Genomic DNA, 23,555 nt, shown 5'->3' with positions numbered 1-23,555 from the left:
GGATGACAAGGGTTGCCGGTGCCGCGTTCCGGAGCGACCGGCTTCTCGTCCCGGTCTGTTCACAGGTGCTTGCGGGACGTGACGCCGAGCTTGCCGAAGATCTTCCGCAGGTGCCACTCGACGGTACGCGGACTGAGGAAGAGCCGCGCGCCGATCTCGGGGTTTGTGAGCCCTTCACGTGCCAGCCTGACGATCTGCAGTTCTTTTGGGGTCAGGTCACTCCTTGTGCTGCCAGAGTTCTTCGTGACCTTTTCCCCGAGGGCCGTCAGGCCGAGCGCGGCGCGCTGCGCGAAGCCCTGCATGTCCATGTTGTCGAACAGATCGTGAGCGATGCGCAGTTGGACCCTCGCGTCCTGGGGGCGTCCGCTCCTGCTCAGCCACTCACCGTAGACGAGGTGGGCGCGGGCCGACTCCCCGCGCAGGCGGGTACGGCTGAGCGCGTCGAGTGCCTGCTGATAGTGGCGTTCGGCCTGCGCCCCCTCGCTGAGAAGCGCACGGGAACGGGCTTCGATGCCCAACGCCCAGTCGGTCCTGCTCGCTTGGGTCAGCTCGGTGAGACGGTCCAGCGCGTCGGCCCCTTGTCCGGGGAACCCGGTCCGGGCGGTCGCTTCGATGTACTCGGCGAGCGCCCACACCGGGATGCCCATCTCCAGTTGGCTGTACTCACGCGTGGCCAGGTCGGCCGCCTGCGCCGCTTCCTTGTACCGCCCGAGGCCGTTGTAGAGCAGAGCCCGCGCCCACCGGCTGACCACTGGGCCCACGCCTTCGCCGCGGAGCTCAAGGCCCTCGTCGGCCCGTTCGCTCAGCTCGATGCACTCTGTCTCCTGGCCTCGCCAAGCGGCGACGAAGAGCGCGCCGTAGATCGGGGCGGCCGTGCCGACGGCCTCGGCGACGGTCTGCACCTCTTCCGCCAGCGAGGCGGCCTCGGCGAGTTCACCGTCGAGGACGTGCACCACGCACCGCATCGTCAACGCGAACGGCAGCGCCGTCGCCTGCCCGGCATCCCGTGCAAGCTTGAGGTGACGGGCACCCAGCAAGGACATCGTGTCGTGGTCCCACAGCCCCACGGCGGTCACGCAGATCAGCCACAGCCAGCGCAGTCCCTCCTCCGGGGAGAGGTCCGGCTCGGCGAAGGCACGCAGTGCGCGCCGCAGGGCGGGCACTGCGGCAGCATGGCCGTCGATGATCCGTACCGCAAGGCCGTCGAGCAGGAGGTCTGTGGGACGAGGCGGTTGCGGTGCGGGGTTCGCGCGGGCCGCTCTGGCCGCTTCGTACTGACCGTCGTCGTACGCCTGTGGTCCTGCGAAGATCGCCGCGTTGATCACCTCCAGGTAGGTGTCCCGGGCCAGCGCGACGTCGTACGCGGCCAGTCGGCCGCCGGCTTTGAGCAGGAGACCGGGAGCTTCACTGCCCCGGTCCGACGTGAAGGCGATCCGGGCGCGGGCCAGATCCACTTCGCCGCGGCGGCGTTCGTCCTGGGAGCCGTCTTCGGCGAGGGCCAGCAGCCGCAGGGCGAGATCGGGGTTGCCCGATTCGTGAGTCGCACGTGCGGCGGCCAGCGCCCGGTCCTGGCGGCGGACGGGATCAGGAGTCAACTCCACCGCGCGGGCCAGGAGCGCGGCCGTCGCGGCGACTCCGCCTCGTGCCTCTGCCCGCCCTGCCGAGCGTTCGAGCTCGGCCGCGACGGATTCGTCGGGGCCGGTCGCGCCGTGTGCGGCGTGCCATGCGCGGCGGTCGGGATCGGTGGCGGGATCCGTCACGTCCGCCAACGCGCGGTGCGTACTGCGCCGTTCTTCGGGCGAGGCCGCCCAATAGACGGCCGAGCGGACCATGGGGTGGAAGAACCTGACCCGGTCACCTACCTTGACGAGGCCGGCTGCCACGGCCTCCCGCGCGGCTTCGGTGTCGAGGCCGAGGCGGTCCACGGCGCGCCACAGCAACGCCGGGTCACCAGTGGGTTCCACCGCCGCGGCCAGCAGGAACTTTCGGGCCCGGTTCGGCAGTCCGCCGAATCTGCGCACATAGGCCCGCTGAATGCGATCCTCAAGGGGCTGGGCACTCGGCAGACCGAACCCGCCGGCCAGGTCGACCGACGCTGCCATGTTCGGAATTTCCAGCAGCGCGAGCGGATTACCCCGTGACTCGGTGATGATCCGTCTGATCACTCGCTCGTCCCACAGACCGGGAAGCACGGAGCGCAACAAGGTCCGCGCGTCACGCTCGGACAGGCCCTTGACCAGCAGCTCCGGGAGGCCGATGGGTTCAGTGCCACCGGGTGGGTCTTCTTCCGGCACACGGGTCGCGAAAACGAGGGCCACCGACTCCGCGAGCAGGCGCCGCGCGATGAACGCCAAGGTCTGCATCGACGCGCGGTCCATCCACTGCGCGTCGTCCACGACACACAGCAAGGGCTGGTCCCGAGCGACCTCGGACAGCAGGCCCAGGGCACCGAGGGAGACCAAGAAGCCGTTGGGAGCATGCGTCGACCCCAGCCCCAGAGCTCCGTTGACGGCATCGCGCTGTCCGGGCGGGAGCCTGTCGAGCCGATCCGTCATGGGTGCACAGAGCTGATGCAGCCCGGCGTACGGGAGCTCCATCTCCGACTGCACACTCGTGACGCGAGCCACCCGGAATCCCCGAGCCCTGGCCACCGCGTACTCGAGCAGCCTGGTCTTCCCCACTCCCGCTTCACCACGGAGCACCAGCACACGGCTCTCACCGACCCGCACGGCGTCAAGCAGTCCGTCCAACATCTCGCATTCACGGCTTCGCCCCAGAACCGGCTCCTGAGTCATCAGCTCGCCGACCCTTCCCTTCGGTCCCCACAGCCTGATACCTACAGCCTGAGGGGGCAGTCGCTCCCCGCGTGAACCCGATCCGGCGCTCAAGGGCGCTCCGTTCACGCACGGCACCAGTCGGTGCCGCGGTGCACACACTGCCGCCCGGCCCTCTCCGTGGCGCCCGAGGAACCCCCGGTCCACCCCCGGGTGTCCCGGGAGGTGGTCGGTCTCCCGACCGTCAGGTGCCGGCCAGCGCAGTGCGGAGCTTGTTGCGCGACTTGACGTCGAGCTTGGTGAACACCTTGCCCAAGTGCCATTCGACCGTGCGAGGGCTGATGAACAAAGCCGCGCCGATCTCGGAGTTCGTCATTCCGTCGGCGGCAAGGCGAGCGACCTGCCCTTCCTGAGCCGTGAGGGCCTCGCGCAGGTCGTCCAACTCGGCCTGGCGGCGCCGCACTGTCTCGCCGGTGGCCAGGAGTTCGCGTCGGGCGCGCTCGGCGAAGGCGCTCGCTCCGAAACCCTGCAGCATCTCGTGAGCCGTGCGCAGATGCTCGCGCGCGTCGACGCGCCGGTTCTCGCGGCGAAGCCACTCGCCGTACACCAGGTGGGCACGGGCGAGGTGGACGGCTATCCGGCTGCGGCCGAGGTGCTCAATGGCCTCGCGGTACAGCCGGTCGGCCGCCGGGCCGTCGCACAGCAGCGCTCTTGACCGGGCCAGGACGCCAAACGCCCAGTCCGTGCCACTCGCGCCGGCTCGCTCCTCCAGTCGGCACAGGGCTGCCGCGGCCGCGTCTGGGGCGCCGCTGCGAGCGGCCGCCTCGACGAGTTCGGCGAGGGCGAACCCGACGACCGACACGTCCTCGTGCTCCACGGCCTGTCCGGCGTGGGTCAGCGCTTCCTGGTACTGGCCGAGGCCGTTGTAGAGGACCGCGAGCAAGTAGTGCCCAAGGCCGATCGCCCGTCCCTCGCCCCATGAGGTCGCGTCCGCAGCGGCGCTCTGCATCACCTCCGCCGCCCGCGCATCCTCGCCACGCCATGCCATGAGCAGCAGCGAGGGGTACGCCATCGGCGAGTGGCCGGTCACCTCCGTGATGGTGGCGGCCTCGTCGACAAGCGTGGAGGCGAGGTCGAAGTCACCGGTGTGCACGGACAGGGCGGCACGATAACCAAGCGCCAGGGCAAGGAAGTTGAGGGCACCGGTCTCGCGGGCCGACCGGACCGCGTGTGTGGTCAGCTCGTGCCACGTCTCGTCGTCCCACAAGTCGCCGGCGACCAGCCACGTCAGCCAGAGCCAGCGCGTGGCGTCGCCCGCGTCGCGTCCGGCGGCTCGCCTGAACGCCCGCAGCGCGGACCTCAGCAGCGGTGCTCCTTCGACACAGCCGTCTGCGAACCAGGTCACCAGGCCGTCGAGAAGAAGATCCGTCGGCCGCGCAGGCTGTGACCCGAGCGGCGCCGTGCGGGCAGCCTCGGCGACCTCCCGCACGCCTGTACGTTCATGAATGCGCCCGGCGAAGACTGCCGATCCGATGGCATCCAGGTAGGCCTCACGCGCCTGTGCCGCGTCGACCCGCGTCAGTCGGCCGGCCGCGTCGAGCAGCAGGGGCAGCGCTTCACCGCCGCGTCTGCGTGTGAATACGATCTGGGCACGGAGCCAGGTCAGTCGAGCCTGCTGCGCCTCGTCCAGCGGGCTCAGCTGCGCAGCAGCGAGGAGTTCGAGCGCCGCTTCGGGTGACCCGGCATCGAACGCGGCCTGCGCGGCGGCCGTGGCCCGCGTGCCGCGGCGGGCCGAATCGGGCGTCAGCTCGGTCGCACGTCTCAGGAACGCGGCCGCCGCCGCGATCCCGCCGCGGGCCTGGGCCCGGCCGGCCGACCGCTCCAATTCACCCGCCAGGGCCTCGTCGGGTTCGATCGCCGCGTGGGCGCGGTGCCACGCCTGCCGGTCCGAGTCGAAGTCGGGATCGGTCGCCTCGGCCAACGCACGGTGAACGTCCCGGCGCACTGTCGGGTCGGCGGCGCGATAGGCCGCCGAGCGCACCAGCGGATGATGGAACCGCACCCTCGTACCGAACTCGATGAGACCGGCCGCCTCCACCGCCCCCGCCGCGTCTGCGTCGATGTCGAGCCGTGCGGCCACCCGCCTCAGCAACGGCACATCCCCCACCGGCTCGGCCGCCGCCGCCAGAAGCAACCGTTGCGCCGCAGCCGGCAACGCCCCGATGCGCCGCAAGTAGCTCTCCTCGATCTGGCTCGCCAGCGGTCGCGCGTCCGGCCGCCCGAACCCGCCGGCGAGCTCTGCCGCGGTCAACCCTCGCGTCAGTTCCAGCAGAGCCAGCGGGTTGCCGCGGGTTTCGGCGACGATCCGGTCCCGGACGTCTTCGTCCAGCCGCCCCGGGACCACGGATTTCAGCAGTGCCCGCGCGTCGTCGTCGCGCAACCCCCGGACCGCGATTTCGCGCAGCCCCCCGAACACACCATCGGCAGCAGCAGGCGTCGGCGTACGCAGCGCGAACACCAACGCCACCCGCTCCGCCAGAACTCGGCGCGCGACGAAAGCCAGCGTCTGGGCGGAGACCTGATCGAGCCACTGGGCATCGTCCACCACGCAGACGATCGGCTGCTCCTCCGCTGCCTCGGCCAGCAGGCTGAGCACCGCCAGACCGACCAGGAAGCGATCCGGCGCACTCCCCGCGCTCAGACCGAACGCCACGGACAGGGCATCGCGTTGAGGACTCGGAATGCGGTCGAGCTTCCCCATCAGGGGCACACACAGCTGGTGCAGCCCGGCGAAGGCCAGCTCCATCTCGGACTCGACGCCGACAGCCCGCAGGATCTGACATCCTGCCGCGCTCCCCACCAGGTACTCCATCAATGCCGACTTGCCGACTCCGGCATCGCCACACAGCACGAGTACTTGGCCCTGGCCCGTCCGGGCCCCGGCAATCACCTGGTCCAGCGCTCCGCACTCGCCACGCCGGCCACGCAACCCACGCCGAGGAGCGCTGCTCGCCATCCACCACCACCATGCAGTTCAAGGTTCAGACCCTGCTCAGCTCAGGTCGTCCCCATCATGCATCAGTATGCGTGGGCTGAACAAACATCAGCCGGGCAGCAGCCGACGGCCCCGACCGATCCCGAACTGCTTGTGGGCATCTGCCGATTGTCCACGCTCGGAGAGCGCGCCTGACCGTCAGATACCGCGCTGAAGACCTCGCCACTCAGCTGACCGGACCCGCCTGCGACTTCCAGTGCGTCTCGATGGCCGCGGCGACCGCAGCGGGCTTTTGCAGCAGCGGCCAATGGTTGCAGTCGAGCCTCACGACTTCGGGGGCTCGCAGGGAGACGGCGAGCTTCTCACCGAACTCGATCTGGCAGGCGGGATCGCGGATTCCCCAGAACACGAGGCACGGCGCGGTCACCCGTGCCAGCTCCGGCTCCCACTCCTCGCCCATGGTCACAGCGGAGCGGTAGAGCTTGAGGACGCTGTCCTTCATGGGCTCGTCCACACGGCTGACCATCTCCCTGGCGAGGTCGACAGGGACGTCGAAGCCGGCCGCCACATCGTTGGCGAACGAGTCGGGTTCCAGTTCGCTCATGAAGCGGTCGCCCTCGACAGGGTGCTGCCAGATTTTCGCGAGCGGATGCCATACGTACCCGGCGTTCACCGGCCCGTTGCCACCGGCCCAGGTACGGACCAAGTCGGGCCGCAGGGAGGCGACGCGCGCCGTGAGGATGCAGCCCCAGTCGTGGCCGACCAGGTCGACCGGCTCACCGACGCGCTCCAGCCGCTCGATGAGCCAGTCGACGTACTCCTCCTTGGTCGATGTGAAGCCCCGCGGCCGTGGCGCGCCGAACCCCGGCAGGTTCCAGGCTTCCACGTCGGTCCGGGTCAGCCGGCGGCGCACGCCGTCCCACACATGGTGGGTGTCGGGGACACCGTGGATGAGGATCGCAGGCATGAGTCGGGCCCTTCGTCGGTAGAGGTCATATGAGGGACACAGTGTGTTCAAACGTTGTCCCATACGATTCCGAGTCGTGTCGGGTCGTTCAGCGCTTCCAGCAGGCGCGGCAGCACTCACACTCAGCCCGTGTGGCGCAGGACACACACCCTACGGTGTCACAGTCCACGGGGGTAGCCCGGTCATTAGTGTGAATCAGCAGTGTGAATCAGCACTAAGGCGAGGAGAACCCACCATGGATGCGCGTCTCAACTACTTCGGCAATGCGCTCGGGGCCAAGGTTCTGAAGCACATCAATTCGGCGAACAAGGTGCTGTCGGACTCGACGCTGCCGCACACCACACAGGAACTGGTGAGGATTCGCGCGAGCCAGATCAACGGCTGCGGCTTCTGCACCGACATGCACACCAAGGACGCCGCCCACGCGGGAGAGACCGCTCAGCGCCTCCATCTGATCGCCGCCTGGCGAGAGGCCACGGACTTCACCGACGCCGAACGGGCCGCGCTGGAACTGGCGGAGCACGGCACCCGCACCGCCGACGCCGCCGGCGGGGTCAGCGACGAGGTCTGGGCGAACGCGGCCAAGCACTTCGACGAGGACCAACTGGCCGCGCTGATCTCCCTGATCGCCGTCATCAACGCCTACAACCGCATCAACGTCATCAACCAGACGCCGGCCGGCGGCTACCAGCCCGGCCAGTTCGGCTGAGCGGCCGACGCGGACACCCCGTACCGGCCGGCCTCCTCGGCGCACCCCCCGACCTGCGACGAGGAGGCGGGCTTTCGGCGTTGGCCGGGGCGCACATCGCTGCACATCCTCCACATCGTCACGTCACGCAATTCGCCGTCACACGGTGGCACACAAGACTGTTACGTGTTCGATGTTCATTGAATGACCAACAAAGGAACATCATGCCCAGCTCCACAACACTGCACTTCTCGAACCGCGTCGCCATCGTCACGGGCGCGGGATCGGGCATCGGCCGGGCCACAGCCATCGCCCTCGCGGAGTCCGGGGCGTACGTCCTCGGCGTAGGACGGCGGCAGGGGGCCCTGGAGGAGACCGCTCACGCCCACGCCAACATCGAGATCCTGTCGGCCGACGTGTGCGAGGAGGGCGCCGCCGAAAGGATCGTCTCCACCGCCGTGAAGCGGTGGGGCCGGCTGGACCTGCTGGTGAACAACGCCGGCGTGGCCGCCCTGATGCCCCTGGCGGAGACGGACCGCACGACGATCACCAACCTGCTCGAACTCCATGTGACGGCACCGAGCCTGCTCGCTCACGCGGCGCTGCCGCATCTGCGGGACACCGCCGGTTCCATCGTCAACATCTCCAGCACCTACGGTCACCGCCCCCTGGCCGGCGGAGCGCACTACGCCGCCGCCAAGAGCGCACTGGAACAGCTGACCCGCAGCTGGGCCCTCGAGCTCGCCCCCGAGGGGGTCCGGGTCAACGCCATCGCCCCCGGCCCCACGGAGACCGACGTCCTGTCCGCGGCAGGCCTTCCCGCGGACACCGTCAGCCAGATCCGAACCGGCGAACGCGAGCGCATCCCCACGGGCCGGCTCGGCGATCCCAAGGATGTCGCGGACTGGATCCTGCGCATTTCCGACCCCCGGGGCACCTACATCACCGGCCAGATCCTCACCATTGACGGGGGGCTCGAGCTCTCCTGACCCCGGGTGGTCTCCCTGCTGACGCATCGCACTTACCTCGAGGCGCTGACCGACGAGGAGGCCGAGACGTACCTACGACGGTTCTTGACCACTACCACGCGTACGCACAGCGCGCGGTTCGGTGGCGAACCGGCCGCCGCGAGCGTCGGTCCCCACGGCATCACCGCATCACCGCCATGGCCAGGGCCATGAATGCGTGCAGAAGGCCCTCTACGCGGGGTGCCCCACGTAGAGGGCCGCGCCCGCGAACAGCGTGGTCAGCAGGGCGTGCACGGCGTCGGTGGAGCTCATCGCGCCGCATGCCCTCCCGTGCACCGGCCCGGTACACGCGGTTTCACTCGGTAGGGCGCGGGACGCGGAGGTGGACGCGCTGTTCAAGCTCCTCCTTGGAGACGAGTTCGAGCATGGGCTTTCCGGGTGCGCACATCATGGTCACCACGAACCGGGTCCGCGCGTCACCGAGGGCGTTGCCGTCCTGATAGTGGATCACTTCGCCGCCCGGCTCCCAGAACGTGCCGCCGGCCTCCACCACCCGCTCGGGTTCGCCCTCCAGCTCGAAGCGGACCGCGCCCTCGACCACATATCCGAAGGCAGGCCCGGAGTGGCGGTGCGGCGGGGTGCCCGGGTCGCCCGGCTCCCACTCGACCTGGATGGTCATCGCCGAAGCGCCCTCGGGGATCGTCAGGGGCGCGGCCTCCTGCAGCACCTGCGCCGCGGTCATCCAACTCTCCGACGCCGCCGGGTCGCCAACTGCGTGCATGTGCCCTGCGTGAGTGTCCGACACTGTTGTGAACCTTCCGTAAGTGGCCACGTGGGGGGGCGGGGCACATCTCCCGCGCCCTCGGCAGAGTTGACCGGACACCATGTGGATCTGTGACACGTATGGAGTTTCGCGGGTGCGTCCAAGTGGTGGTGCCACCACAACGACTCAGAAGCTGTCCCAGGTGGTGCACGAGGCGACCAGTGTGGAGTTCTTCGGCATGTCGACAGACAACCTGCTGGAGGCGGCCGCCACTGCGGGCTTCGAGCACGCCGTACGCCGCGCCCTGTGGCCGGCCATCACCCACGCGGTCGTTCCCTTGCTGTTCGCTGCACCTTCAACTGCCGCCCGCCCTGCTCCGCCGGTCAGTAGCATGGGAGCGATCAAGCCGGAAGGGGCGACCATGCACGCTGGGGGCGATGCCGACTCTCTCGACCAGGCGACGAAGGACTTCCTCGCCGTACGCCCGCAGCTGTTCGGCATCGTCTACCGCGTGCTCGGCAGCGCCGTGGAGGCCGAGGACATCGTTCAGGACGTCTGGCTGCGCTGGCAGAAGACGGACCGCGCGGACGTTCTCGAACCGTCCGCGTTCCTGACGACGATCACCACACGTCTGGCGATCAACTTCGCCCAGTCCGCCCGGGTCCGGCGCGAGTCGTACGTGGGTCCGTGGTTGCCCGAGCCGGTCAACACCGCCGTGGACCCGCAGGTGGGGGCGGAGCGGGCCGAGGCCCTGGAAATGGCCGTCCTGCTCCTGCTGGAGAAGCTCAATCCGGTGGAACGGGCCGCTTATGTCCTGCGCGAGGCCTTCGAGTATCCCTACCGCAGGATCGCGGAGGTCCTGGAGACCACGGAGGCCAACACACGCCAGCTGGTGAGCCGTGCTCGCAAGCACCTGAGCGCCCAGCGCAAGGAACGCGTCAGTCCCGCCGACCATCGGCGTCTGCTGGAGGTGTTCCTGGATGCCGCACGCAACGGGAACCTGGCAGAGCTCGAACAGATCCTCGCCACAGACGTCGTCAGCTACTCCGACGGCGGCGGGGTGCGCGGCGCCTCGAAGATCCCGGTCGCCGGACGCACCCACGTCTCCCAGTACCTCGTGGCGTTCGCGCCGCGCTTCTGGCCCCAGGCGCAGGTGCGGTGGACGGAGGCCAACGGCCGGCCGGCCGTGCTCATCGCCACCGCGGGCAACGCCGTGGCCCTGCTGTCGCTGGACGTTTCCGCGGAGGGCATCGAACGCATCATGTGGATCATGAATCCAGCCAAGTTGTCGCCCTATGTGGCTTCCCTGGAGGACTGAGCTCCCACGGGTGTCACAGGAGCGGGTACTCGTCGGTCAACCAGTCGTCCGGAATCCGGATTTCCAATGACCGAAGGACAGCACCCCTTTATGTACGGCCCACCAGGCATCAGCCAGGGCACGTGCCACGACAACGCCGGAGCCATCCTGTGACCGAGCGGATCCAGTTGCCCAACCTGTCCACGCAGAAGGACTTCGTGGGCACGGCCTTCTCTCCCATCTACACGACAACCGTGACCGTGAGCGGCGGTGTCGCCTCCCACGGGCGTGCCTCAGGCAGGGCACAGTCGTCCGACGGCGCCCTGGACATAGACCTGCGCATGCCCGGCGAGCTCGGCGGGGACGGTCGGGCGACCAACCCCGAGCAGCTGTTCGCCGCGGGCTTCGCGGCTTGCTTCCACGGAGCCCTGAGCCTGGTGGCGCGGCAGGAGGAATTCGATCCTGGCGACATCTCCGTGGACGCGACCGTCGCCTTCGGCCGGGATCCGGACGACGGTGGCTACCTGCTGCGCGTCGATCTGGTGGTGAACTGGCCGGAGATGGATCCGGAGACAGCGACTCCGCTGCTGGAGCAGGCGGACGCATTGTGCCCTTACGCCAGGATGGCGTGGCACGGGACGCCGACAACGATCACGCTGGCTCCTTGACGCGCACGCCCTCCTCCTCGACCCTCTGGACCCAGTGCTGCGGCAGCTCCTCCTCGGAGATCGCTTCCACGGGGCAGACCGACTCGCACGCACGGCAGTCGACGCGCTCCGTCACGCAAGCTTGGTCCTTGACGTCGACTCAGGGCTGCGCGACGACATAGGTCCTTCTTCTCCTTCGGCGTCGGCCGGCTGTATGACCACGCAAGTGATGAAGGTGTGACATCAACGCACGCTTGTTCCGTCCTCGCGCGCACCCGGTGTCACAAGATTGGTGATCACCCGGTCTGATGAGTGAGTCATGTAACGCCTGACCGGGGCAGATCACAGCACCGATGTGCGCGGCCTGTACGCGATCGGTGAGGCGGCCAGCGGTCTGCACGGAGCCAACCGGCTCGGCGGCAACAGCCTGATCGAGCTGCTCGTCTACGGCCGGCTCACCGGGCAGGCGGCTGCGGCCTACTCGGACAGGCTGACCGTGCAGCCGCGCTCGGCGGCGGCGGTGGCCGAAGCCCGTGCCGAGATGCACTGCTCGCCGCGGACGGGCCGGAGAACGTCCGCGCGCTGCAACGCGCAATCCGCAACACGATGACCGAGCACGCCGGTGTCGTACGCGACGAGGCCGGCCTGCGCGCCGGCCTGGCGGAGCTGGAGGAGGTCGAGCAGCGGATGGGAAGGTCGGGGTCCACCCCTGCATCGCCGGATTCCAGGATCTCGCGCACGCCTTCGATCTCAAGTCGGCGGTCCTGGCGGCCCGCGCCACCCTGGAGGCGACGCTCGAACGCCGCGAGACCCGCGGCTGTCACAACCGCGGCGCCTACCCGGACCTCGACCCCGCGCTGCGCGTCAACCTGATGTGGTCCCCCGCAACCGGCATCACCCGAGAGCCCCTCGTTCCCGTCCCGGACGAGATCGCCTCCCCCATGGAGGACGTGTCCACCGATGGCAAGCTCACCGAGTGACTCTTCTCCCGTCTCCCTGTCTCACCTGACGGCACGGCCGGGCCGTTTCCGCTGCCCGCATTCTCGTGCATCCGCACGGTGCTCAAGCATGCGCGCTTCCTGAACATGCCCGCCGGAAGAGGACGAGAAATCTTCGAGATCATCCAGTCTGCTGTCACAACCGCCAAGACAACCCGGTCTTTACATAGTGCAGAACCGAAAACGAATCTCCCGAGAGGATTTCCTCATGAAGGTCGTAGTCATCGGCGGTACCGGACTCATCGGCTCGAAGCTGGTCGCCAAGCTCAACGAGCACGGCCACGAGGCAGTGCCGGCCGCGCCCAACACCGGCGTCAACACACTGACCGGTGAGGGCCTCGCCGAGGTGCTCGAAGGCGCCCAGGTCGTGGTCGACGTGTCCAACTCCCCCTCGTTCGCGGACGACGACGTGATGGAGTTCTTCCGCACCTCGACGACCAACCTCCTCAAGGCTGAGACCGAGGCCGGTGTCACCCACCACGTCGCCCTGTCGGTGGTCGGTACCGAGCGCCTGCAGGGGAGCGGCTACTTCCGTGCCAAGCAGGCGCAGGAGGAGCTGATCAAGGCATCTGGAGTCCCCTACTCCATCGTTCACGCCACGCAGTTCTTCGAGTTCATGCAGGGCATTGCCGCCGAGGCCACCGACGGCGACACCGTGCGTCTGGCCCCTGTCAAGATCCGGCCCATCTACTCGGACGATGTGGCCGCCACCGTGGGCCGCACGGCCGTCGGCACCCCCGTCGAGGGCGTGGTCGAGGTGGCCGGTCCCGAGACGTTCCAGCTGGACGAGCTCATCCGCAAGGACCTCGCAGCGAAGAACGACCCGCGCACCGTGGTGACCGATCCGCACGCCACGTACTTCGGCACCGAGCTGCAGGAGACCACGCTGTTGCCCGGCCCCGACGCGCGCATCGCCGAGACCCGCTTCGCCGACTGGATCGCCCAGCAGCAGGCGTGAGCCCTCCGGGGCTCCCCTGCTCGCAAGGGAAGCGGCTCATCATGCCCAAACGCAGCGATCAGCCCTCGTATTCCCGCATCCGTCCCTACGAGCAGCTGACCGGCTCCCACGCCATTGATCCGGTCCACAGCACACTCGACTTCTCCGTCCGCCACGCCATGATTTCCAATGTGCGCGGAAAGTACGTGAGCGTGCAGACCGCGAGCCCGGACACGGGCATCAAGGAACGCGACGCGAACGGCCCCTCACTCTCGACATCGAGTTCGGCGGTGCCGCCCGTGACGCCTATGGGCAGAACCGGGTCGGTTTCGAGGGACGTGCCACGCTCCGGAGCTCCGACTGGGTCTGGCCTGGAACACGGCGCTGGAGCCGGGCGGTGTCCTCGTCAGCGACAAGGTGACACTGATGCTCGACATCTCCGCGGTTCTGGTGGTCGCCCAGACCGACGGCCGACCCCACATCCGCCGGCGCGTCGTCCCGTTCCCGGGCTCCCGACGCATCGGCCCGACGTTCGCCTCCCGCCGTCCGCCGTCCGCCGCCCGCCGCCCGCCGCCCGCCGCCCGCCGCCCGCCGCCCGCCGACACAGGATGCGTGATGACCACCATTTCCGAAACCACGCCCGCCCTCGCGGCCGCCGCGCAGTGCCTGGCCGCTGAGGCCGTCGCGCTCCAGGCCCGCATCACCGAACTGCGCGACACGCTCGCTCTGCTCGACCTGCAGATAGAGTCCGTGTCCGATTCTCTGCACCGGTTCCGAGGAGTCGGCGCCGAGCACGCGCCCGCGTCCGCGCACCCCTCCGTGGGGTCCTGAGCTCCCGTCACGAGCCAGCGCCCAGGCGGCTCCGGTGTTCCCGTCCGATCGGTTCGATCGGACGGGAACACTGCGTTTCCGGGCCGTTCGGCGGTGCTCGGAACTCGCGGGAACAGCCCCGGCGGAAGGAACGGGCTCCTCGGCAGGCGAAGGTAATGGCCTCGTGGATGCCATGGCCGGACGGGGGCCTCAGCCTGGCGGATGAACTCCACGCCGTCGTTCGGCCCGGAACCCACATGCGGCCCCCGCCACCGCTCCCTCGGACAACGAAAGGGGCGGAGTGGCACCCGGCCACCCCGCCCCTGACTCTGACTCTGCGCCCAGTCAGCGGACCGTGCGCGCCGCCTCCTCGATGATGCGGCTGACATCATGCGGCCGAGAGACACTCACGGCATGCGACGCCCGGACTTCGGTGGTGTGTGCGTGAGCGCGTTCGGCCATGAAGGCCTGGGCCTTCGCTGGAATGTTGAGGTCCTCGGTGGCCACGAGCACCCACGACGGGATGGTCTTCCAAGCGGGCTCGGACGCGCCCTCCTCCAGTGCGGAACTGGTGACCGGACGCTGCGTGACCGCCATGACGTCGGTGATGCTCTTGGGCACGTCGGCCGCGAACTGGTGGTGGAACTTGGCTTGTTCGATGTACAGGTCGGTGCCCTGGGTACCGCCGGGCAGTGTGGTCGGGACGGGACGGAGGGCTTCGCCGAGGGTGCTGCCGGGGAACTTGCCCGACAGCTCGACCGCGCTCTCGCCCTTGTCTGGCAGGAACGCGGCGATGTAGACGAGGGCCTTGACGTTCGTGGCTCCTTGGGCGGCATCGCTTATGACGGCCCCGCCGTAGGAGTGCCCGGCCAGCACCACGGGCCCGTCGATGTCGGCCAAGATCTCCTTCAGATAGGCGGCGTCGCTGCCGAGCCCGCGCAGCGGGTTGGCCGCGGCCACCACCGGGTAGCCCTGCCGCCGCAGCTGCTTCACGACGCCGTTCCAGCTGCTGGAGTCGGCGAACGCACCGTGGACGAGAACAACCGTGGGCTTGTGGCCGGGCGACGAGGAGCCCTTGCCCGCGCTCGCCGGCGCGACCGACGTGGCGAGCAGGGCCACGGCGACGCCCGCCGTCGCGAGAAGGGAGAGGCGGCCGCGGGTACGTCGGGACAGTGAGGATCGGTTCATGACAGCCTTTCGGATCAGAGTTCTGGTTCGGCCTGGACCGGCCGGACCGGAGTGGGGGGGTGCGGGTGGCGCCCGGCGCGTGCCACAGGCGCCGTCGGGCTCTCATCCCTCGTGCAGGGCGGTGCGCAGAGTGTGGATGGCCTGCTGCACCGCGGCGTCGGTGGCCCGGGTGTTCCGCACAGGGTTGAGCATCATGAAGTCGTGCAGGGTGCCGTTGTAGCGAATGCTGGTGGTCGGCACACCGGCCTGGGTCAGCTTGCGGGCGTACGCCTCGCCCTCGTCGCGCAGGACGTCGTTGTCGTCGACGAGCACGAGCGCGGGCGGCAGTCCCTGGAGGTCCTCCACAGTAGCGCGCAGTGGTGACGCGGTGATCTCCGCGCGCTGTGCCGGATCAGTGGTGTAACTGTCCCAGAACCAGGCCATCGCCTTCGCGGAGAGGTAGGGGCCGTCTGCGAACTCTCGGTAGCTCGCGGTGTCCTGGCCCGCGTCCGTGACGGGGTAATAGAGCGACTGGTGGACGAAGTTGACATCGCCGCGCTGCTTGGCCATGAGAGTCAGCGCTGCTGTCATGTTGCCGCCGACGGAGTCACCTGCCACTGCCAGTCGGGAGGCGTCGAGACCCGTCTGGGCCCCCTTCTCCGTGATCCACCGGGCAGTCGCGTATGCCTGTTCGATCGCGACGGGGTACGCGGCCTCCGGTGACCGGTCGTACTCGACGAACACCACGGCGGCCTGCGCGCCGACGGCGAGTTCGCGCACGAGGCGGTCATGGGTTCCGGCGTTGCCGATGACCCAGCCACCGCCGTGGATGTAGAGGACGACCGGCAGGATGTCGTCGGCGTCGAGCGGCTTGACGATGCGGACCCGGACATCACCGACTTCGGCGGGCACCGTGATCCACTTGTCCTGCACGTCGGGCTTCTCGATCGGGGCGGCCTGGAGGTCGTCGAGGATCTTCCGGGCGCCGTCCGGGCCGAGTTCGTACAGGTAGGGCGGGGTGGCCGTCGCGTCGGCGATCTCCTGAGCGGCAGGTTCGAGAATGGGCTGGTTCATGGCGTTGCTCCTCTTATCAGCAAAATTGTGGGCTGCGTTTACTGTCATGACAGTTGGGCCCTCGAAGGTGTGACATCAGGAGGAGACAGTGTGTTTCAGCGTTACTGTCGGCAAGGCGACTGCCTTTGCACGCGGGTGGGCATGCCGTTCACTGCCCACCTGGGCGAGCGATAGGGGCTCGTACTGCTCATGGGCCGTCAGCTCGTGCAGGTGCTCCTGGCTGAGCGGTTGCTGCACTGCGGCGAACTCCCCGTGCGAGAGGGGCTTGATGACACCGGTCTCACGTCCGCGCAGCACCCGGACGCGGTCGCCCGGTCAAGAAGGGCGCGGACGATCGTTGGTCAGCCAGGACTCGACGGAGGGTACGCACCCAGTGCAACCCGGCCGCCTTCACCACATACGCCTGGAAGGGAAGCCCAGGTCAACGAGGCCCTCGGCGTTCCGCTGCCGTCTGCGCGGAAAGGTGAGTGGGCTTGCAACGTCCGACGCGGGCGGTGCGCCCCGGACCACGACGACGCCGAGCACAGGGCCCGGGGTGACGCGGAAGCAGACGCTTGGGGTGTGTCCTTGCCGGTGCGGTACCCCTATGAGCCACGTCACGGTCTCTGGCAGATGAGACCGGGCGTTCGGCACTTATGTGACACCGGGGGCGGTGGCCGGGCCGGAAGCAACCGTTCCGGGCGTCTCCGAAAACCGGGTTCACAACCGAGACGCCCCGGCCCGGCTACCCGGATGTCACAAGATCCGTGCCTGTCCGGTCTCGTCTGTCGAGCAGTTGCACAAGGAGAAGGCGTTGCGCGCAGGGCCGCATCGCCGGCTGGCGCATCGCCTTTCCCGATCGCGAAGGACAGGGCGCCTGCCCACGCGTCGGCCGAAAGCCGGGGCCACCTGAAGGTGGGGTGGCGGGGTGCTGTGGGAGAAGGAGGTAGGGGCGTGGAGTTCGCCGATGAGGCGCTGCCGATCGGGGAGTTGGTCGACGAACGTCGGCACCTGCTCGATGTGGCCTTCTGGATGCTGGGCAGTGCCGGCGAGGCCGACGGGGTGGTGGATGAGGCGTATCAGCGGTGGTACGCGCTGCCGAGGCCGGAGCGGGAGGCGCTCGACGCCCCGCGGACGTGGCTCTCTCGAGCGGTGGGCGGAATCTGTCTGGAGCGGTTGGCGCGGCCGGGACGACGGAGGCCCGGCGGCCTCGGCCTCGAGTCGGCCGACGCTGCCGGGGAACAGCGGCGGATGTTGGAACGGGAGGTGAGCGAGGTGCTGCTGGGGGTGCTCGACGCGCTGTCCCCGGCTGAACGGGCAGCGTTCGTCCTCAACGATGTGTTCGGGATGGCACCACGTACGGTCGCCGACATTGTGGGCCAGTCCGAGCCGGAGATTTCGGAGCTGGCGGAGCGGGCACGGCAGAGTCTGCGGGCCCGGCGGGGGCGGCCCACGACGTCGGCGGAGCAGGACGCGGCAGTACGCGGGGCGCGCGAGGCATGTGCGGCGCAGGATGCGGAGCGCCTGATGGTGCTTCTGGCATCGGATGTGACAGCGTTCTTCGACGGAGGTGGCAAGGTGCGGGCACAGGTCCGGCCGGTGCACGGCTCGGAACGGGTGGCCCGGAGCCTGCTGACGCTGTTGGCCCCGCGTGCGCGCACGACGGTGGACTCGCATTCCGTCAACGGCCGAACCGGGATGGTCGTGCGGTACGACCAGCGGGTCGCGGCGGTCATCAGTCTCGACATCGCCAACCGGCGCATTGTCCAAGTCTGGGTCGTCGTCAATCCCGACAAACTGCGCCCCTGGAACCGGACCTCTCCCAGCCATCGCTGATGATGCCGACCGTCACGCCGACGCGGACCGTAAGCCCTCCCATCAGGCTCCAAGTGCGGTCTCTCACCGTGAGGGCGAGTTGAGGAAGGCGTCGGTCTTGCTCGGGTTGAACACCCGCATGCCCCTGAGAATGCCTTCACCGGAAGCCGCTGCCGTCATCGCTTCCAACGAGGCGATGTCCCCGCTCTGTGCGGCCGTGACGAAGGCCTGGACGTTGATCACCGTGAGTTGGAGCATCTCGGCTGTCTCGGCGTGGGCATAGTCGAACGCTTCTCTCAGGACGTATACGGCCCGCCCCGTGGGGGTCAGCCTCTCCAGTACGAGGAGGAGCGCGAGCTCAGGTGCTTCCGCCCGCTGGGCGCCCGTTTCTCTGAAGGGACCCTCATGCGCAACCTGTCGCGTCGGGGAGCAATCAGCGCAGCGCTCGCCGCTCTCGCCTCCCTGCCACCGCAGTCCGCGCAACCCCGGGCGGCCCCGGCCTCAGCGCGAAGATCATCGCCCGAACCACCGTCGGCGACAGTGTGTACCCATAGGGCAGCTCGCTCAAGGAACCTTCGGGCGCCGACCACGTACACATCGGCATGAACCGTGGCACCACCGACTCGGACTGTCAATCCGGCAGTGACGAAGCACCACGTGGGGGGGGTGATCCGATCACACCACAGCACATAGGGCTCCCCCATATGATGTGAAGTGGTATCTGTTAGGAGCCGGACGACAATCCGAGGCAAGCCGAGCGCGGACGCGACCACAAGGGTTGAGGACGAGAGGAACACAAGGTGTCTGTCACCCACGCGGCACATCACATTGAGGTCACTGCCGAGAGCTTCCAAGCGGACCTGGCCCGCCTGGAAGTCCAGAAGCAGGCCTTGGAAAGGGAACTGGCCGCGGTCGTCGCCCATCTCAGCTCCGTCCAGCGGGCTCTCGGCGCCCTTCAGGCCCTCATGTCGCCCGCCGAACCGGGCACTTCCGACTCCACCGGCACCCCTGACGCTCCCCCTCGGGCAACCGAGGCCGCAGCACACGTGGAACCGGCGCGACCCGCGACGGAGCCGTCCGACAAGGAGAGCGCCGAGAAGAATTACGGCAAGCTCACCGAGCAGATCCTCAACTACTTCGCCGGGCTCGGTGATGTCGACGTACGCGCGCGCGATGTCGCCTCGGCGCTCGGCCGAGCCACCGACAGCAGCAGCATCAACGCCGTGCGGAGTACCCTCGACCGCTTGGTCGGCACCTCCCGCATCCGCCGTACAGGCCGCGGCCTGTACCGCGCCGTGTAAGTGCCCTCCGGAGGCGCGTTCCCCCTGCGGTGCGACATCGTAGGGGCATTGTTCTCCACACCGCGCTCGTGACACACCCCGACGAGTGCTGGGGAACACGCCGAGCGGTGACGCTGTCACTCCGGCCTTGGCGCCCGCCTGGGACGAGGTGTACTGGCTGATGACCAACGCGCTCATCGCCGTGGAGGCCCGGCTGTACCGCCGAGGCCGGCGTCCGGCGTCGAGGCCGGCGTCGTGTGGCGGGACATGGAGATCGCCGAGCGCACCGAGGAATCGCCGACCCGCTCCCTTCGTCCTGCGCCGCCCCGACGGACTCCCCACCGATCCCTTCCTGCCCGGGCAGTACATCTCCACGTCTCCTGGCCACAAGACCTGGCACAGCACCGCCAAGCGGGAGAGCTCGCCGACGGACGTATCCCCGAGGGAGAGGTGTCCTCCTGGCTGCACGCCCATACCCGAGCGGGTCAGGCCATCAAGGTCTCCCTGTCCTTCGCCCGACCGGCCCGTCGTCGTCATCCATGCTGACCGCTCCCCCACCCATCGCACCCACCGCTGGAGCTGTCCGAGCTCGTGGGCCGGCTGGCCCGTGCCTCGTTACACCTGTGGTACGAGGCACGGCGTGAGCGAGGGGTACGGGGCCGTCGCCGGTGAACCGGGTGAGCGGGAGGACCATATGGCGCATGTGCGCGAAGGCTGGTCGGACGCCACCGACCTGACGCCGCATCAGGCCACCACCGCATCCCTCTGCGGCCCGCTGCCGTTCATGCAGGCGGTCCATGGCGACCTCTGACTCAGCAAGTAGGGCACCTCCGGCGGGGCGGGCGTCGGCGCATGCCATCGACCGGCCTGACGACGTCAGTACTGTCCGTCCAGGAGGACCGCCACCAGGTCCCGTCGACTCCACGGAGGCCCGCGCCGCGACCGCGCCCCTGCACCAGCAAGGAGGCACGGATGACGGCGACAACAGCTCCCCCCTCCCCCGGCCCGAGGGCGGACGTGGTGCACAATCGACGCCTCCTGCTCGACGCCGCGACCGCGACATTCGCCGAGCAGGGCCTCGACGCGTCGAGGAACGCGATTGCCCAGCGCGCAGGCCTCGCCAAGGGCACCATGTTCCGGCACTTTCCCACCAAGAAGGACCTGTTGTCCGCGATCATGCTCCGCCTGCTGGACCCGTTCGCCGGAGTGGCGGGGGAACTCCTCGACGCGCAGCCACAAGCCTGGCGCCGCCATTTCGAACTGGCCCTGGACGCACTACGCGCCAACCGGCCGAGCCGACTCCCGGAGGTTGTGTGTGCCCTGGTGGGCGTCGAGGACTTGGTAGAGGGTGAGACCCCTCGCAGGCGTTGTTCGGCCAGGAACGTGTGGGCGACGGTCCCAAGAGTGGCGTGGTGCTCGATACGCCGGCGGACCCCGGCCAGACGGTCCAGGCCCGCGACCGGGTGCCCACCGACAAGTTGGACAGCCTTGACATTTCCGGGCTTTCCTTCTTGATGCCATAGTCGCCAGGGACCGTTTTGTGGGGCTTGAAGGTCAGCCTTGAGCGTACCGAGCCACCTGATCTTGAATTCGGCACTCGGAGTGAGGGGGGCTCCCCAAGTCGTTGCATCCGCACCCGATGCAGGTCTCTGCTGCGGCGAGGCTGGCTCAGCAACGTCACTTTCACCAGCCCCGGCCACCTCATCCAGACCGCTAGAAGTGCGGTCAGTAGTCCCAGACGGCCGGTACGAAACGGAAGGCATCCCCAGCGGCCGCCACGCGGCAGATGGACGGGAACGGTAGGTGCGTGGCCACCAGTTGCTCGCCTCTCGCCGCCAGCTCATTCAGGAGACGGATCCGTACGCGGGCTGATTCCTCGGGGTCGTGGTCGAAGCCGTTGTGCCAGTCGGGGCAGTCGAACCCGGGCTGGAACACGGCATCTCCGGCGAACGTGAGCCGGTCGCCGCCGGACTCCAGGCGGACGATGCTGTGGCCGGGGGTGTGACCGCCGGTGCGACAGACCATTACTCCCGGCGCCACCTCGTACTCCGTCTCGAACGGCCGCAACTGGCTGCGGTACACGTCCAGGAACCGCGAGGCGGTGGTTCGAAGCACGTCCGGCACCGGTGCCGGCATGGCGGTGTGCGAGAAATCAGGCGCTTCCCAGAACTCTGCCTCGGCGGACGCCAGGTGGACCCGTAGGTCGGAGCGCAGCCGTCCCCTCAGCCCGTCGACGAGCAGTCCGCCGATGTGGTCCATGTGCAAGTGGGTGAGCACCACGTCGGTCACGGATGCGGGATCAATCCCGGCGGCGTCCAGCCGCATGGCCAACTGCCCGGCCCGCGGGAAGCCCGGGAACTCTGTCCCCAGCCCGGAATCGATGAGGATGGTCCGGCCGCCGCTGCGCACCACGGCCACATTCAGTGGCCAGTCGAGCATCTCCGGAGGCAGGAACATGTCTTGCAGCCAGGCCGCCAGGTCGGCCTTGGCGGCGTTGGTGGCCATCGTCACGGCGGGTATCGGCAGCACCCCGTCGCTGATCACCATCACGTCGATGTCGCCGACCTTCAGCGCGTAGCGCGACGGAACCAATTCGTCATACCTAGGTGCATCGGGGCGTGCGATGTTGACCCGGCTCATGTTGTTCTCCTCTTGAAGAGCGTTGACCGAAGACATCGACGGCGCGAATGGGTCACACCGTTCAGTCATCCACTAGGACCGGACAGCAGCCCGGTTTGTGACAGCCGTCCTGCTCCCTGGCTCCCGCCTCGCCCGACTGCTCGTCTTCCGCGCGGACGCGGACTTCGTATGGTCCGGGCCTCATTCGTTCTTGGCGGCCTGGAAGCACTTCTCGATGGCCCACCGGGGCGCCGACCACCCCAACCAGCTCGGCTCCGGCGTGGCGATCGTCCACGGCGAGACCTCCCGCGGTGCCGGGTCCGTGGCCACCCATGTCCTCAACTCCGACAGACAGGTGGTCGCCACCCTGTCGGTCGTCGCCGGAGCCGGAACAGCACGTCGATCACGGCCACCGCACTGCGACGGCACGAGCTCGAACGGATGCGATCAGTAGGGGCTTGTGTGCGCGCTTGGGTCACGGGGATGTGGCAGGGGCTCTGCGGGGAGCTTGCGGGTGCCCCACGCACCTTGGTGGTGCGCCTTCCGCCGGGGGGCCGGCAGTCGGGTTCTGCCAGTGGCGGACGGACCGGAGGTCCTCTCCACGGCCAAGAGATGCCGTGCTCCGGCCTGTTGTGCAGTGGGTGCGATGTCCGCAGGCATTGAAAGCCGGGAGCTTGACGCGTTAGCGGTGCGAGGAGTTCGTGGCCGAGGACCGGCAGCTCGTCCTGGACGAGAGGAAGATCCAGCTCAAACCCGGGGACGACGCCTTGGAGATCGAGCCGCTGCGTCCACACGGCGGCTCGCAGCCCGCCACGGAGGAAGAACCGTTACGGGTGCGGGCGACGCTGGAGATGTTCGCCGGACATCGGCGTCTCCTATAAGGCCCTCCGTCTGGCGACGCCACGATCGCCCCGCAGGCCGCACACGCTCCGGAGGACAAGCGGGTGCAGTACATCGTCACCCAGATCAGGGCGGTCGAGGCCACCCTCGACCCGATGCCCTGAAAGGGGGCGCGCGGATGCGGCAGCGGCACTATCCCTCGGACGCCAACGATGAGGAATGGTCGGTCCTCAAGCCTTCTCTGACCTATCGCCAGAACCGTGGCTCGGGTCATGGCGATGCCAACACAATTGTCAGCCTGCCAGGATGAGTTCAGAAGAGCGAAGCGAAGATCCTGTTAGCGGTGTCGTTGAGCCGAACGTGCAACGGCTCCAGGCGCTCGCAGTGCTGGCGCGAGGTGGCGGGGTCTGGCGCCCAGATTGCGTCACCTGCAACAAGCTGAATTTCCTTGGCGAGTTCACGCAGGCTCTCGTCATGGACCCGGGCTGCCGAGAGCTGAAGCTGCAGCACAGCCTCCGACCAGCCTTTAGCCGTTGGTGTCTCCCACTGGCGGGTAGGCCACGAGCCTGATTCGTTAAGTTCAGCGAGCATTCGGTCAAGCTCTTCGTAGACAGCCTTGAACAGGTTCGAGACTGCTGTCTGCAGGGCGAGAGTGCTCTCTCTATGGAAAGCATCCCGAGCGACTTGGCGATCTCGCTCGTACTGTTCGTCGCGAATCTTGATCTCGTGCCTGGCTGCGAGTCTGTCCTTGTAGATCGTCAAGACGGACGTAATGAGGGAGCCGATCAGGACTCCCACGAAGCCGAAGATTGCAGAAGCCATTTCAGCAGTCTCCCTCGTAGCTCGCTCGGCCATCGGCGGTGATCAGTTGCCGACGACTCGTCTGTGGCAGGTCGGCAACTCGCCAGTGTCACGGCAAGGGCCGGCGGTTCGGCGG

The 23,555-nt window shown here is 68.4% G+C and carries 21 protein-coding genes and 4 pseudogenes; 14 read left to right on the top strand and 11 right to left on the bottom strand.

The window, feature by feature from the left end; translation table 11 throughout:
• Positions 1-59: 59 nt before the first annotated feature.
• The 3 genes from ACZ7LU_RS09125 to ACZ7LU_RS09115 form a co-directional block, all read right to left on the bottom strand.
• Positions 60-2,795, bottom strand: coding sequence for a helix-turn-helix transcriptional regulator (locus ACZ7LU_RS09125; RefSeq protein ID WP_471916211.1), 2,736 nt, complete (start codon positions 2,793-2,795; stop codon positions 60-62).
• A 223-nt stretch (positions 2,796-3,018) separates the two neighbouring features.
• Entirely contained in the window at positions 3,019-5,790 is a 2,772-nt protein-coding gene (locus ACZ7LU_RS09120) for a helix-turn-helix transcriptional regulator (protein ID WP_471916210.1), read from the bottom strand.
• 205 nt (positions 5,791-5,995) lie between these two features.
• Complete coding sequence (locus ACZ7LU_RS09115; protein ID WP_471916209.1) at positions 5,996-6,736, bottom strand: alpha/beta fold hydrolase; 741 nt, start codon at positions 6,734-6,736, stop codon at positions 5,996-5,998.
• 235 nt (positions 6,737-6,971) lie between these two features.
• On the opposite strand from ACZ7LU_RS09115, the gene ACZ7LU_RS09110 reads away from it, so the two are divergent.
• Positions 6,972-7,445 (top strand): carboxymuconolactone decarboxylase family protein, encoded by a 474-nt coding sequence (locus tag ACZ7LU_RS09110; protein WP_471916208.1) that lies wholly within the window; start codon positions 6,972-6,974, stop codon positions 7,443-7,445.
• 203 nt (positions 7,446-7,648) lie between these two features.
• A complete protein-coding gene (locus ACZ7LU_RS09105) occupies positions 7,649-8,413 on the top strand; it encodes an SDR family NAD(P)-dependent oxidoreductase (protein WP_471916207.1) in 765 nt (254 codons plus the stop codon).
• Between the two features lie 334 nt (positions 8,414-8,747).
• Here the strand turns inward: ACZ7LU_RS09105 and ACZ7LU_RS09100 are convergent, their stop codons facing one another.
• Positions 8,748-9,173: a cupin domain-containing protein gene (locus ACZ7LU_RS09100; RefSeq protein ID WP_468559621.1), complete on the bottom strand. Its 426-nt coding sequence runs from the start codon at positions 9,171-9,173 to the stop codon at positions 8,748-8,750.
• A gap of 403 nt (positions 9,174-9,576) precedes the next feature.
• On the opposite strand from ACZ7LU_RS09100, the gene ACZ7LU_RS09095 reads away from it, so the two are divergent.
• Positions 9,577-10,473 carry an RNA polymerase sigma-70 factor gene (locus ACZ7LU_RS09095; protein WP_468085025.1) on the top strand — a complete coding sequence of 299 codons (897 nt, stop codon included), beginning with the start codon at positions 9,577-9,579 and terminating at the stop codon, positions 10,471-10,473.
• Between the two features lie 149 nt (positions 10,474-10,622).
• Positions 10,623-11,120 (top strand): Ohr family peroxiredoxin, encoded by a 498-nt coding sequence (locus ACZ7LU_RS09090; RefSeq protein WP_470976938.1) that lies wholly within the window; start codon positions 10,623-10,625, stop codon positions 11,118-11,120.
• A gap of 31 nt (positions 11,121-11,151) precedes the next feature.
• Here the strand turns inward: ACZ7LU_RS09090 and ACZ7LU_RS09085 are convergent.
• Positions 11,152-11,235 (bottom strand): annotated as a pseudogene (locus ACZ7LU_RS09085) (4Fe-4S binding protein); the annotation flags it as partial.
• 204 nt (positions 11,236-11,439) lie between these two features.
• Between ACZ7LU_RS09085 and ACZ7LU_RS09080 the strand changes: the two are divergent.
• The 4 genes and pseudogenes from ACZ7LU_RS09080 to ACZ7LU_RS09065 form a co-directional block, all read left to right on the top strand.
• Positions 11,440-12,079 (top strand): annotated as a pseudogene (locus ACZ7LU_RS09080) (FAD-binding protein); the annotation flags it as partial.
• 226 nt (positions 12,080-12,305) lie between these two features.
• Complete coding sequence (locus tag ACZ7LU_RS09075; RefSeq protein ID WP_468084696.1) at positions 12,306-13,055, top strand: SDR family oxidoreductase; 750 nt, start codon at positions 12,306-12,308, stop codon at positions 13,053-13,055.
• Between the two features lie 41 nt (positions 13,056-13,096).
• A pseudogene (locus tag ACZ7LU_RS09070) lies at positions 13,097-13,481 on the top strand (YceI family protein); the annotation flags it as partial.
• Complete coding sequence (locus tag ACZ7LU_RS09065) at positions 13,461-13,865, top strand: hypothetical protein (RefSeq protein ID WP_471916539.1); 405 nt, start codon at positions 13,461-13,463, stop codon at positions 13,863-13,865. The pseudogene ACZ7LU_RS09070 and the gene ACZ7LU_RS09065, both read left to right, overlap by 21 nt.
• 324 nt (positions 13,866-14,189) lie before the next feature.
• On the opposite strand, the gene ACZ7LU_RS09060 is transcribed toward ACZ7LU_RS09065, so the two are convergent.
• Complete coding sequence (locus ACZ7LU_RS09060; RefSeq protein ID WP_471916206.1) at positions 14,190-15,032, bottom strand: alpha/beta fold hydrolase; 843 nt, start codon at positions 15,030-15,032, stop codon at positions 14,190-14,192.
• A gap of 102 nt (positions 15,033-15,134) precedes the next feature.
• Entirely contained in the window at positions 15,135-16,085 is a 951-nt protein-coding gene (locus tag ACZ7LU_RS09055; protein ID WP_471916205.1) for an alpha/beta hydrolase, read from the bottom strand.
• 933 nt (positions 16,086-17,018) lie between these two features.
• Between ACZ7LU_RS09055 and ACZ7LU_RS09050 the strand changes: the two genes are divergently transcribed.
• Positions 17,019-17,900: a sigma-70 family RNA polymerase sigma factor family protein gene (locus tag ACZ7LU_RS09050; RefSeq protein ID WP_471916204.1), complete on the top strand. Its 882-nt coding sequence runs from the start codon at positions 17,019-17,021 to the stop codon at positions 17,898-17,900.
• A gap of 63 nt (positions 17,901-17,963) precedes the next feature.
• On the opposite strand, the gene ACZ7LU_RS09045 is transcribed toward ACZ7LU_RS09050, so the two are convergent.
• Positions 17,964-18,137, bottom strand: a complete 174-nt coding sequence (locus ACZ7LU_RS09045) for a hypothetical protein (protein WP_471916538.1) — start codon at positions 18,135-18,137, stop codon at positions 17,964-17,966.
• A gap of 24 nt (positions 18,138-18,161) precedes the next feature.
• Positions 18,162-18,362, bottom strand: a pseudogene (locus ACZ7LU_RS09040) (hypothetical protein); the annotation flags it as partial.
• Positions 18,363-18,679: 317 nt separating this feature from the next.
• Here ACZ7LU_RS09040 and ACZ7LU_RS09035 point away from each other — a divergent pair.
• The 3 genes from ACZ7LU_RS09035 (at position 18,680) to ACZ7LU_RS09025 (ending at position 20,674) form a co-directional block, all read left to right on the top strand.
• Positions 18,680-19,180, top strand: coding sequence for a hypothetical protein (locus ACZ7LU_RS09035; protein ID WP_471916203.1), 501 nt, complete (start codon positions 18,680-18,682; stop codon positions 19,178-19,180).
• A 619-nt stretch (positions 19,181-19,799) separates the two neighbouring features.
• The gene (locus ACZ7LU_RS09030) at positions 19,800-19,970 is read left to right on the top strand and encodes a hypothetical protein (protein WP_470976957.1); all 171 of its coding nucleotides are present in this window, start codon (positions 19,800-19,802) and stop codon (positions 19,968-19,970) included.
• Positions 19,971-20,011: 41 nt separating this feature from the next.
• Positions 20,012-20,674 carry a TetR/AcrR family transcriptional regulator gene (locus ACZ7LU_RS09025; protein WP_471916202.1) on the top strand — a complete coding sequence of 221 codons (663 nt, stop codon included), beginning with the start codon at positions 20,012-20,014 and terminating at the stop codon, positions 20,672-20,674.
• 210 nt (positions 20,675-20,884) lie between these two features.
• Here the strand turns inward: ACZ7LU_RS09025 and ACZ7LU_RS09020 are convergent, their stop codons facing one another.
• The gene (locus ACZ7LU_RS09020; RefSeq protein WP_469204387.1) at positions 20,885-21,799 is read right to left on the bottom strand and encodes an MBL fold metallo-hydrolase; all 915 of its coding nucleotides are present in this window, start codon (positions 21,797-21,799) and stop codon (positions 20,885-20,887) included.
• A gap of 97 nt (positions 21,800-21,896) precedes the next feature.
• Between ACZ7LU_RS09020 and ACZ7LU_RS09015 the strand changes: the two genes are divergently transcribed.
• Both ACZ7LU_RS09015 and ACZ7LU_RS09010 read left to right on the top strand, forming a co-directional pair.
• A complete protein-coding gene (locus ACZ7LU_RS09015) occupies positions 21,897-22,232 on the top strand; it encodes a hypothetical protein (protein WP_471147575.1) in 336 nt (111 codons plus the stop codon).
• 247 nt (positions 22,233-22,479) lie between these two features.
• Positions 22,480-22,659, top strand: a complete 180-nt coding sequence (locus ACZ7LU_RS09010; RefSeq protein ID WP_471147573.1) for a hypothetical protein — start codon at positions 22,480-22,482, stop codon at positions 22,657-22,659.
• Between the two features lie 271 nt (positions 22,660-22,930).
• On the opposite strand, the gene ACZ7LU_RS09005 is transcribed toward ACZ7LU_RS09010, so the two are convergent.
• Entirely contained in the window at positions 22,931-23,440 is a 510-nt protein-coding gene (locus ACZ7LU_RS09005) for a hypothetical protein (RefSeq protein ID WP_471147571.1), read from the bottom strand.
• Between the last annotated feature and the right edge of the window lie 115 nt (positions 23,441-23,555).

Source organism: Streptomyces sp. NPDC039462, assembly GCF_055639375.1.
Note: the sequence above shows the minus strand (reverse complement) of the source record. Positions and strands in the feature narration are given on the sequence as shown.